9 protein-coding genes and 1 pseudogene are annotated in these 10,909 nt (G+C 70.1%); 4 read left to right on the top strand and 6 right to left on the bottom strand.

Translation table 11 applies throughout. From position 1 onward, the window contains the following. Nucleotides 1-612, top strand: a pseudogene (locus IM725_RS18650) (hypothetical protein); the annotation flags it as partial. A 27-nt stretch (nucleotides 613-639) separates the two neighbouring features. Here IM725_RS18650 and IM725_RS18645 read toward each other — a convergent pair. Together IM725_RS18645 and apbC are read right to left on the bottom strand one after the other, a co-directional pair. Next, nucleotides 640-1,587, bottom strand: coding sequence for a LysR family transcriptional regulator (locus IM725_RS18645; protein WP_193782138.1), 948 nt, complete (start codon nucleotides 1,585-1,587; stop codon nucleotides 640-642). 48 nt (nucleotides 1,588-1,635) lie between these two features. After that, nucleotides 1,636-2,727: an iron-sulfur cluster carrier protein ApbC gene (gene apbC, locus IM725_RS18640; protein WP_193782137.1), complete on the bottom strand. Its 1,092-nt coding sequence runs from the start codon at nucleotides 2,725-2,727 to the stop codon at nucleotides 1,636-1,638. A gap of 70 nt (nucleotides 2,728-2,797) precedes the next feature. Between apbC and metG the strand changes: the two genes are divergently transcribed. The 3 genes from metG to IM725_RS18625 all read left to right on the top strand — a co-directional run bounded on the left by metG (nucleotide 2,798) and on the right by IM725_RS18625 (nucleotide 5,639). Beyond that, nucleotides 2,798-4,849, top strand: a complete 2,052-nt coding sequence (metG, locus tag IM725_RS18635) for a methionine--tRNA ligase (protein WP_193782140.1) — start codon at nucleotides 2,798-2,800, stop codon at nucleotides 4,847-4,849. A gap of 103 nt (nucleotides 4,850-4,952) precedes the next feature. Then, the gene (locus IM725_RS18630; protein WP_193782141.1) at nucleotides 4,953-5,153 is read left to right on the top strand and encodes a hypothetical protein; all 201 of its coding nucleotides are present in this window, start codon (nucleotides 4,953-4,955) and stop codon (nucleotides 5,151-5,153) included. 87 nt (nucleotides 5,154-5,240) lie between these two features. Next, entirely contained in the window at nucleotides 5,241-5,639 is a 399-nt protein-coding gene (locus IM725_RS18625) for a GFA family protein (RefSeq protein WP_193782136.1), read from the top strand. Nucleotides 5,640-5,685: 46 nt separating this feature from the next. Here IM725_RS18625 and nadB read toward each other — a convergent pair whose 3' ends face one another. Genes nadB through IM725_RS18605 form a run of 4 tightly spaced genes read right to left on the bottom strand, consistent with a single transcriptional unit; the run spans nucleotide 5,686 to nucleotide 10,062 of the window. After that, nucleotides 5,686-7,269 (bottom strand): L-aspartate oxidase, encoded by a 1,584-nt coding sequence (gene nadB / locus IM725_RS18620; protein ID WP_193782135.1) that lies wholly within the window; start codon nucleotides 7,267-7,269, stop codon nucleotides 5,686-5,688. Nucleotides 7,270-7,281: 12 nt separating this feature from the next. After that, the gene (locus tag IM725_RS18615) at nucleotides 7,282-8,142 is read right to left on the bottom strand and encodes a segregation and condensation protein A (protein ID WP_193782134.1); all 861 of its coding nucleotides are present in this window, start codon (nucleotides 8,140-8,142) and stop codon (nucleotides 7,282-7,284) included. A gap of 6 nt (nucleotides 8,143-8,148) precedes the next feature. After that, on the bottom strand, nucleotides 8,149-8,370 hold the full coding sequence (locus IM725_RS18610; protein WP_193782133.1) for a DUF3460 family protein: 222 nt from the start codon (nucleotides 8,368-8,370) through the stop codon (nucleotides 8,149-8,151). A gap of 39 nt (nucleotides 8,371-8,409) precedes the next feature. Further along, nucleotides 8,410-10,062, bottom strand: coding sequence for a SulP family inorganic anion transporter (locus IM725_RS18605; protein WP_193782132.1), 1,653 nt, complete (start codon nucleotides 10,060-10,062; stop codon nucleotides 8,410-8,412). Nucleotides 10,063-10,909 lie beyond the last annotated feature (847 nt).

The following is a 10,909-nucleotide window of genomic DNA, read 5'->3' as shown; positions in this document are numbered from 1 at the left end:
GCCCCTGTGCCACCGCCGGCCCCTACGCCGGCGCCCCAGGCCGCCGTGCTCTCGCCGGACATCGCCTGCTGGGGCGACTCGCTGACGCCGCCCTTCGCGGCCAACCTCCAGCTGCTGGTGGGCGCGCGCGAGGTCTACAACGGCGGCGTGGTCGGCGAAACCTCGACCCAGATCGCCGCGCGCGAGACGGCCGACACCGACCACCGCGACTGGATCAGCATCTTCTGGTACGGCGCCAACAACCCGACGGAGCCGGACCAGGTCAAGGCCGACATCGCCGCCTCGATCGCCGCCCTCGCCCCGGGCAACGACCGCTTCTACGTGCTGTCGGTGGTGAACGTGGCCAACACGGACGGCGAGCCGGGCGGCATCGCCTACGCCGACATCCTGCAGCTGAACCAGGACCTGGCGAAGCTCTATCCCGACAATTACTACGACATCCGCAGCTACCTGGTCAGCCAGTACAACCCGGCGCTGCCGCAGGACGTGCTGGACCACCAGATGGACCTGGTGCCCAGTTCGCTGCGCTTCGACATCATCCACCTGAACAACGACGGCTCGGTGCTGGTGGCGCAGAAGGTCAAGGAGCTGCTGGACGCCAAGGGCTGGTGAGGCCCGGGCGCCTGCCGTGGACCGGCCTCAGGCCGACAGCAGGCCCGAGTGCGCCGCCGCGTGGCGCAGCCAGGCCGCGTCCGTCGCCAGCGTGATGGCGGCCTCCATGGCGCGCGAGGAGCGCACCGCGGCCTGCGCCATGAAGCCGATGGGCGTGCGCACGTCCGGCGACACCAGGGGCAGCGCCTCCAGTTCGCGGTAGCCGCGCACGGTGCCCACCAGCGCGCCCGGCATCACGCTGCACACCTGGCCCTCGACCACGCTGAGCGCGAGCGACAGGATGGAGTTGGTCTCGATCACCGGCTTGACGGGCGTGCCCGCCGTCACGAAAGCGCTGTCGATGATGGTGCGGTTGTGCATTTCCGGCGTCAGCAGCGCGAGCGGGTACGCCGCGGCGTCCTTCCAGCGCAGCCGGGGCCCGATGCGCAGGCCGTCCGGGTGCGGCTTCTCGGCCCGGCGAAGCAGGAAGTAGTGCTCCACGTACTGCGGCCAGGCCGTGAGCTGCGCGCGCGGGGTGAGCTTCATGCGCTCGGTGTAGCCCAGGGCCAGGTCCAGCGACAGCGTCTCCAGGCCGGTCTCCAGCTCCTGCGAGCTCAGCGTGAGCACGGCCGGCACGATGCCCGGATGGCGGGCCTGGAGCATGGCGGCGAAGCGCGCCAGCACCGGGATGGCCGTGGGCACCGCGCCCATGCGCAAGGGCCCGCGCGGCCGGTGCGTCTCGCTGCCCAGCTCCTGCTGCAGCAGGTTCTGCTCGTGCACCATGCGCTGCGCGGCGGCCAGCACGCGCTCACCCTCGGGCGTGAGCCCGCCGTAGGAGCGCCCGCGCTTGACGATGACGACGCCGAACTCCTGCTCCAGCGCGCGGATCGCGTTGGACAGGGCGGGCTGCGTGATGTGGCAGGCGGCGGCGGCCCGGCCGAAGTGCCGGTGTTCGCTCAGCGCCACCAGGTAGCGCAGGGAGGAGAGCAGGTTCACGCCGGCGATGATCGCACGCCGCCGCGGCGCCTCCCCGCGGCCCGGCGATCAGGTGTCCTTGGAGACCTGGATGGTGGGGAACTTCGAGGAAAAGTCCTTGGCCTTGGCGGCGATCTTGACCGCCACCTGGCGCGCCACCGCCTTGTAGATGCCGGCCACCTCGCCGTCGGGGTCGGCCACCACGGTGGGCTTGCCGGTGTCGGCCTGCTGGCGGATGCGGATGTCCAGCGGCAGGCCGCCCAGGTAGTCCGCGTTCCACTGCGCAGCCAGCTTCTGGCCGCCGCCCTCGCCGAAGATGTGCTCGGCATGGCCGCAGTTGGAGCACACGTGCACCGCCATGTTCTCCACGATGCCGAGGATGGGCACGCCCACCTTCTCGAACATGCGGATGCCCTTCTGCGCGTCCAGCAGCGCGATGTCCTGCGGCGTGGTGACGATGACGGCGCCCGTCATGGGCACGCGCTGCGACAGCGTGAGCTGGATGTCGCCGGTGCCGGGAGGCAGGTCGACGATGAGGTAGTCCAGGTCGCGCCAGTTGGTCTGGCGCAGCAGCTGCTCCAGCGCCTGGGTGGCCATGGGGCCGCGCCAAATCATGGCTTCGTCCGGGTTCACCAGGAAGCCGATGGACATGACCTGCACGCCGTAGTTCTCCAGCGGCTCCATGGTCTTGCCGTCCTCGCTCTCGGGGCGGGCGTCTATGCCCATCATCATGGGCTGGCTGGGGCCGTAGATGTCCGCGTCCAGCAGGCCCACGCTCGCGCCCTCGGCCGCCAGCGCCAGCGCCAGGTTGACGGCAGTGGTGCTCTTGCCCACGCCGCCCTTGCCCGAGGCCACGGCCACGATGTTCTTCACGTTGGGCATCAGCGCGACGCCGCGCTGCACCGCGTGGGCGGTGACCTTCCAGCCGATGTTGGCCGACACGTTCTGCACGCCGGCCACCTCGCGGGCCGCGGCCACCAGGGCGCTGCGCAGCGCGGGCACCTGGCTCCTGGCGGGGTAGCCGAGCTCGATGTCGAAGGCCACCTCCCCGCCCTGCACCTGCAGGTTCCTGAGCTGTTTCGTGCTGACGAAATCCTTGCCGGTGTTGGGGTCGACGACGCTGGCGAGCGCCTGCATGAGTTGTTCTGGGGTGGGGGTCATGGTGAATCCTGCTCTCGCAGGGGAGTGTAACGACTGGCCCTAAAATGGTGGGTTGCCCCCGAGAAACACCATGCCGCAGCGCAAGCTTTTCGTCACCACCGCCCTGCCGTACGCCAACGGCAAGTTCCACATCGGCCACATCATGGAGTACATCCAGGCCGACATCTGGGTGCGGTCCCAGCGAATGCACGGCCACATGGTGCACTTCGTGGGTGCCGACGACGCCCACGGCGCGCCCATCATGATCGCGGCCGAGAAGGCGGGCGTGACGCCCCAGCAGTTCGTGGCGGGCATCGCCGCGGGCCGCAAGCAGTACCTGGACGGCTTCCACATCCGCTTCGACAACTGGCACTCGACGGACAGCCCGGAGAACACCGCGCTCGCCCAGGGCATCTACCGCAGCCTGAAGGACGCGGGCCTGATCGCCACGCGCACCATCGAGCAGTTCTACGACCCGGTCAAGGGCATGTTCCTGCCCGACCGCTACATCAAGGGCGAGTGCCCCACCTGCCACGCCAAGGACCAGTACGGCGATTCCTGCGAGGTGTGCAGCAGCGTCTATTCGCCCACCGACCTCATCAACCCGTATTCCACGCTGACGGGCGCCACGCCCGAGCTGCGCAGCTCCGAGCACTTCTTCTTCAAGCTCTCCGAGCCGCGCGTGGTCGACTTCCTCAAGGCCTGGACGCAGGACGGCAAGCTGCAGTCCGAGGTGGCGAAGAAGGCGGGCGAATGGTTCGAGGCCGGCATGGCCGACTGGGACATCAGCCGCGACGCGCCCTACTTCGGGATCGAGATCCCGGACGCGCCGGGCAAGTACTTCTACGTCTGGCTGGACGCGCCCATCGGCTACCTGGCCAGCCTGAAGAACCACTTCGACAAGGGGCAGGCCCGCGAGCACTGGCACACGCCCTCGCGCACCGCCCAGTCCTTCGACGACTTCATGGCCGACCCCGGGGTGGAGCAGGTGCACTTCATCGGCAAGGACATCGTGTACTTCCACACCCTGTTCTGGCCGGCGATGCTGCAGTTCTCGGGCCGCAAGGTGCCGCAGGCGGTGAACGTGCACGGCTTCATCACCGTCAGCGGCGAAAAGATGAGCAAGAGCCGCGGCACCGGCATCGACCCGCTGCGCTACCTGGCGCTGGGCATGAACCCGGAGTGGCTGCGCTACTACATCGCGGCCAAGCTCAACGGCAAGGTCGAGGACATCGACTTCAACCCTGACGATTTCGTCGCCCGCGTCAATGCCGACCTGATCGGCAAGTACGTGAACATCGCCAGCCGCGCGGTGAAGTTCATCCCCGGCGGCAAGCTGGTGAGCTCGGACCTGGCCGCGCTGAACGCCGCGCGCCTGGTGGACAGCATCCGCCACCTGTACGAGGCCCGCGAGTACGGCAAGGCGGTGCGCGAGATCATGGCCTTCGCCGACGAGGTGAACCTGCGCTTCGACGGCGCCGCGCCCTGGAAGCTGGTCAAGGACGGCAAGGGCGACGAGGCGGCGCGCGTGTGCTCCGAGTGCATCGAGGCCTTCAAGGTGATGACCGCCTGCCTCAAGCCCGTGCTGCCCGAGCTGGCCACGCACGCCGAGGCCTTCCTGCAATGCAGCCCGCTGGACTGGGACAACGCGGCGCTGCCGCTGGGCGAAGGCCACCAGGTCGGCGAGTACAAGCACCTGATGCAGCGCGTGGACATGAAGCAGGTGGACGCACTCTTCGAGCCGCCCGCCGAGGCCGCGCCCGCCGCGGCCGAGCCTGCCCTGCCGGGCGGCGAGGCGATCGCGCCCACCATCACCATCGACGACTTCACCCGGGTCGACCTGCGGATCGCGCAGATCGTGGACTGCGAGAAGGTCGAAGGCTCGACCAAGCTGCTGCGGCTCACCCTGGACGTGGGCGAAGGCCGCACCCGCAATGTCTTCAGCGGCATCGCCTCGGCCTACCAGCCCGAGGACCTGAAGGGCAAGCTCACCGTGATGGTGGCCAACCTCGCGCCGCGCAAGATGAAGTTCGGCGTCAGCGAAGGCATGGTGCTGGCGGCCAGCGACGCCGACGACAAGGCCGGCGGCATCTACGTGCTCAACCCCTGGCCGGGCGCCAAGCCGGGCATGCGGGTGCGTTGATCGCGCGGTGAGGCCGGGTGCCGGAGTCTGGGGGTCAGTGAGTCTTTACATACGCTGTCTAGAATCAAGTCTGACTCCAGACCTGCACACCATGGCCCGCCGTTTGTCTCGCCCCGCCCTTCACCTTCTTCTCGTTCGCGGCGCCGCGGCCGTCCTGCTGGGCGCCGCGCTGTGCGGCTGCGCCGTGGTGAGCGTCGCCACCACCACGGTGGGCGTCGCTGCCACGGGCGCTGGCCTGGCCGTGGATGCCGCGGTGGGCACCGCCAAGGCCGTGGGTTCCGTGGCCGGGGCCGTGCTGCCCTGAGCTGCCGGGGCGCCGCGCGGTGCGGGCCGGCGCCATGCCGGCGGCCCCGCCGCACGGGCCTGTTCCAACATCTCACCAGGGAGTGCCATGCTTCGCGGATCCTGCCTCTGCCAAGGTGTCGCCTTCGAGATCTCCGGTGAGGTCACGGGCCTGCTGTACTGCCACTGCCGGATGTGCCGCAAAGCCCATGGCACCGCGTTCAGGGCCCGCGGCGCGGTGAAGGCGGCAGAGCTCCACTGGACGCGCGGGGAAGCGCTGGTGCGCTACTTCGAGTCCTCGCCCGGCACCCACCGCGGCTTCTGTTCCGTGTGCGGCTCCAGCCTGGTGAGCCGCTTCGACGACGAGCCGGGGGTGCTGGGCCTGGCGCTGGGCGCACTGGACGACGACCCGGGGGCCCGTCCGGCCTGCCACGTGCACGTCGCCTCCAAGGCGCCCTGGCACGAGATCACGGACCGGCTCCCGCGCCACGAGGACGGCCTGGCCTGAACGCCTGACGCGCCATCGGCCGGCGTACCCGCGCCCGAGGACGGCCTCAGGGCGTGAGCGTGGTCGGCACCGCCTGCGGCAGCATCTCCGGGTAGTCGCGGCTGAAATGCAGGCCCCGGCTTTCGTGCCGGGCCTGGGCCGAGCGCACGATCAGGTCGGCCACGGTGACCAGGTTGCGCAGTTCCAGCAGGTCGCGGAACACGTGGAAATTGGCGTAGAACTCCTGGATCTCCTCCTGCAGCAGGCGGATGCGGTGTGCGGCCCGCTCCAGGCGCTTGTTGGTGCGGACTATGCCCACGTAGTCCCACATGAAGCGGCGCAGCTCGTCCCAGTTGTGCGAGATCACGACCGACTCGTCAGCGTCGGTGACCTGGCTCTCGTCCCAGGCGGGCAGCGCCGGCGGCACGGGGCGCGGGTCCGCCAGGATGTCGCGCGCGGCGGACCGGGCGAACACCATGCACTCCACCAGCGAATTGCTGGCCAGCCGGTTGGCGCCGTGCAGGCCGGTGTACGCCGTCTCGCCGATCGCGTGCAGGCCGGCGATGTCGGTGCGGCCCGCGAGGTCGGAATGGATGCCGCCGCAGGTGTAGTGCGCCGCCGGCACCACCGGGATGGGCTGGCGCGTGATGTCGATGCCCAGCTCCAGGCAGCGTGCGTGGATGTTGGGGAAGTGCTCGCGGATGAATTCCGCCGGCTGGTGCGAGATGTCCAGGTAGACGCAGTCCAGGCCGTGCTTCTTCATCTCGAAGTCGATGGCGCGGGCCACCACGTCGCGCGGCGCCAGCTCGGCCCGCGGATCATGGCGCGGCATGAAGCGCGTGCCGTCGGGCAGCAGCAGCCGGCCGCCCTCGCCACGCACCGCCTCGGTGATGAGGAAGCTCTTGACGTGCGGGTGGTACAGGCAGGTCGGGTGGAACTGGATGAACTCCATGTTCGTCACCCGGCAGCCGGCACGCCAGGCGGCGGCGATGCCGTCGCCGGTGGCCGTGTCGGGGTTGGTGGTGTAGAGGTAGACCTTGCCCGCGCCGCCCGTCGCCAGGATCACCTGCGGCGCGCGGAAGGTGACGACCTCGTCGGCCTTCTCGTCCAGCGCATACAGGCCCAGGCAGGCGTTGGGCTCGTCCGCGCCGGACAGGCCCAGCTTGCGGCTGGTGATCAGGTCGACCAGCATGAAGTCTTCCAGCACCGTGATGTTGGGCGTGCGCCGCACATGCTCGATCAGGGTGCGCTGCACCGCCGCGCCGGTGGCGTCGGTGACGTGCACGATGCGGCGCGCGCTGTGGCCGCCCTCGCGCGTGAGGTGCAGGTGGCCGTCCTCCTGCGAGAAGGGCACGCCCAGCTGGACCAGCCACTCGATGCTCTCGGGCGCGTGCTCGACGACGAAGCGCGTGGCGTCGAGCTGTGACAGCCCGGCCCCGGCGACCAGGGTGTCGTCCACGTGGGAATCGAAGGTGTCGCCCTGCCCCATCACGGCGGCGATGCCACCCTGGGCCCAGCCGCTGGAGCCGTCGCTCATGGCGCGCTTGGTGAGGACGGCCACGCGGTGCGTGGGGGCCAGGTGCATCGCGGCCGAGAGGCCGGCGAGGCCGCTGCCGACGATGACGACGTCGAAGTCGCGGATGCTGCTCATGCGAAGTGGTGTTCAGGCCGGCTGGTAGGCCAGGCGGACATAGATGGGGGCATAGGCCTCGGCCTGCGTCACCTCGACCAGGGATTCCTTGGCGAGCTCCAGCAGGGCGATGAAGGTGACGACCAGCACGGGCGTGCCGCGCGTCAGGTCGAAGAGGTGCTCGAACTCGACGAACTTGCGGCCCTGCAGCTTGCGCAGCACCAGGCTCATGTGCTCGCGCACCGAGAGCTCCTCGCGGCTGATCTTGTGGTGCTGCACCAGCTTGGCCCGGCGCAGGATGTCGCGCCAGGCCTCCTGCAGGTCGCCCACGACGACCTCGGGGAAGCGCGGCTGCAGCGACTGCTCGATGTAGACCTGCGCCCGCAGCACGTCCCGGCCCACCTGGGGCACTGCGTTCAGGCGGGCTGCGGCCAGCTTCATCTGCTCGTATTCGAGCAGGCGGCGCACCAGCTCGGCCCGCGGGTCCTCGGCCTCCTCGCCCTCGGCCGTCTTGCGCGGCGGCAGCAGCATGCGCGACTTGATCTCGATGAGCATCGCCGCCATCAGCAGGTACTCGGCCGCCAGCTCCAGGTTGCGCGCACGGATCTCGTCCACGTACACCAGGTACTGGCGCGTCACCGCCGCCATGGGGATGTCGAGGATGTTGAAGTTCTGCTTGCGGATCAGGTAGAGCAGCAGGTCCAGCGGGCCCTCGAAGGCCTCGAGGAAGATCTCCAGCGCGTCCGGCGGGATGTAGAGGTCGTTCGGCAGGGCGAACAGCGGTTCGCCGTAGAGCCGCGCCAGGGCCACCTGGTCCACCACCTCGGGCATGGACTCCAGGGCCGGGCCCGCCGCATCCGGCAGGGTGGGCTCACCGGCGGGCGGCTGGGTCATCGCGGCTTACTGCTCGGAGGACGTCTGGTAGACGTAGGCCTTCTGCCGCAGCTGCGCGGCCCGGAACTCGTCCCAGGCCTCGCGGTTCACGTTCTTGTCCCACAGCAGCGCGCGCCCGGCGCGTTGCTGCGCTTCCAGGTCCGGCTTCTGCGACTTCAGGCCCTCGATGAACTGGGTGATCTCGGACTGGTAGTCGGGACGGCGGATGATGCGCTGCAGGAGGGACATGGTGGTGTAGGCCTTTGGAGCGGCATTTTACCGCCGGGCTCAAGCCCCCACTTCCAGCGAAACGCGGTGCTGCGCCAGCTCGTCGGCGAAGCCCGACTGCTCGATCACCTCCTGCGGCTGCGGCTGCAGGTGGTCCAGGCGCAGGCTGCCGCCGCGGGCGAGCACCGCCTTGTGCAGCTGGCGCAGCGCGTCCAGCCCCGAGGTGTCCAGGTGCACCAGCTGCAGCGCGTCCAGCAGCACGGCCGGCGTGCCGGGCGCGGATTCCACCGCGTCGACGACGGCGTCCAGCTTGGCCACGGCGCCGAAGAACAGCGAGCCGTAGAGGCGGAAGCGCAGCGTGGCCTCGTCCGTGGGGGGCGCGGGCTCGACCCGGAACAGCCCGCTCATCTTGCGGATGAAGAGCGCGCAGGCCGCCACCAGGCCGACCTGCACCGCCACCGTGAGGTCGAACACCACCGTCAGCGCGAAGGTGCCCAGCATCAGCAGGCGGTAGTGGTGGCTGTAGCGGCGCAGGTGGGCGAACTCCTTCCACTCGCCCATGTTCCAGGCCACGAAGAGCAGGATGCCGGCCAGCACGGCCAGCGGCACGTGGAAGGCCAGCGGCCCGGCCAGCAGCACCACCAGGGCCAGCGTGATCGCGTGCACGATGCCGGCGACCGGCGTGCTGCCGCCGGAGCGCACGTTGGTCACGGTGCGCGCGATGGTGCCGGTGGCCGGCATGCCGCCGAAGAAGGGCACGATGAAGTTGGCGATGCCCTGGGCCATCAGCTCCTGGTTGGGGTCGTGCCGGGGCAGGCCGCTGACCTGGTCGGCCACGCGCGCGCACAGCAGCGACTCCACCGCGCCCAGCAGGGCGATGGTCACCGTGGGCGCGACCAGCAGCTTCACCGTGGGCCAGGAAAAATCGGGCAGCACGAAGCCGGGCAGGCCCTGGGGGATCTCGCCGAAGCGCGAGCCTATGGTGGCCACGGGCCAGTGCAGCCACCAGGCCAGCCAGGACAGCGTCACCAGTGCCACCACCGGGCCGGGGATGCGGGCACCGACCTCGGACGCTTCCTGCATGCCAGGCAGCTGCAGCACCTGCCGCACCGGCGATTTCGCATGCCACAGCCGCGGCCACACGAACAGCCCGGCGACGGCGGCGATGCCCAGGCCGAAGGCGTAGGGGTTGAGGGTGTCGATGTGGCTGGCGATCACGCGCAGCTGCGAGAAGAAGTCGGCCGGCATTTTGGGCACCTGCAGGCCCAGCCAGTCCTTGACCTGCGAGACGGCGATCAGCACCGCGATACCGTTGGTGAAGCCGATCACGATGCTGACCGGCACGTAGCGCACCAGCCGCCCCAGGCGCAGCAGCCCGAGCACGAACAGCAGCACGCCGGCGCAGGCGGTGGCGATGATCAGGTTGGCCAGGCCGTAGCGTTCGAGGATGCCGTAGACGATGACGATGAAGGCCCCGGCCGGGCCGCCGATCTGCACGTTGGAGCCGCCCAGCATGGCGATCACCAGGCCGGCGATGATGGCGGTCCACAGCCCGGCGCCGGGTTGCAGGCCGGAGGCGATGGCAAAAGCCATGGCCAGGGGCAGCGCGACGATGCCGACGGTGAGGCCGGCGCCGAGGTCGCGCACGAAACGCTCGCGGTCGTAGCCGCGAACGGCGTCCAGCAGGCGTGGACGGAAGGGTGAGAGGGGCAAGGAAGTCTCCGGGAGTTGGACGAAGCGCGAGGCGTTCAGTCCAGTCCCGGCGGGCCGCAGTGGTGCAGGCGCGTGATGAAGCGCTTGCGGCGCGACAGGGGGAGGAGGGGCGGCACACTGGCCATGGGGTCAGTGTACGCCCATCAATGGGCGTTTCGGGCGGGCGGATGAGCTTCAGTGCGCGCTGCGTGCCCTGCGGGCGGCGGATGCCCTGCCGGCGGCCACCTCACTCTCCCCCCGCCCTCTCGTCCCAGTGGGGCGAGAGGGAGCCCAAAACCCATGTTGCTGCCTTTCTCCGGCCACGGAGAAACAGGCGATGCGTCGCCCCCACCCGGGCGCACCACGGCCGGTGCCTGCTGTTGGGGCCGCCGGCCGGCCGACAAGCGCCGAGCCGTGGCCTCGCTGCGCGTCGCCCGCTGGGATCGAACCCCCATCCTGCTTCGCGCGCCGGCCACGGAGAAACAGGCGGTGCGTCGCCCACACCCGGGCGCACCACGGCCCTTGCCTGCTGTTGGGGCCGCCGGCTGACGGCATGGCAAGGCCCATCGGGCGGGCGGCAATGCTTCCATGCCTCTTCGGCTGCTGGTGCACAAGCGCCACGTTCTCATCCAAGCCCAGGCGCGCGCGGCCTGGGCCCAGCGCCGTGGCCGTCAGCCGGCGGCCCCAACAGCAGGCAGGGGCCGTGGTGGGCCGGCCCGGTGGGGGCGCTGCGCCAGTTTCTCCGTGGCCGGCGCGCCGAAGAAGGATGGAAGTTTCAGGCCAGCGGGCGACGCGCAGCGAGCCCCGGCTCGGCGCCTATGCGTTGGCGGCGGCCCCAACAGCAGGCACCGGCCGTGGTGCGCCCGGG

This window comes from Ramlibacter aquaticus (assembly GCF_015159745.1).
Taxonomy (GTDB): Bacteria; Pseudomonadota; Gammaproteobacteria; order Burkholderiales; family Burkholderiaceae_C; genus Ramlibacter; species Ramlibacter aquaticus.
The sequence above is the reverse complement of the archived record's forward strand: the minus strand, read 5'-3'. Positions and strand labels throughout refer to the sequence as shown.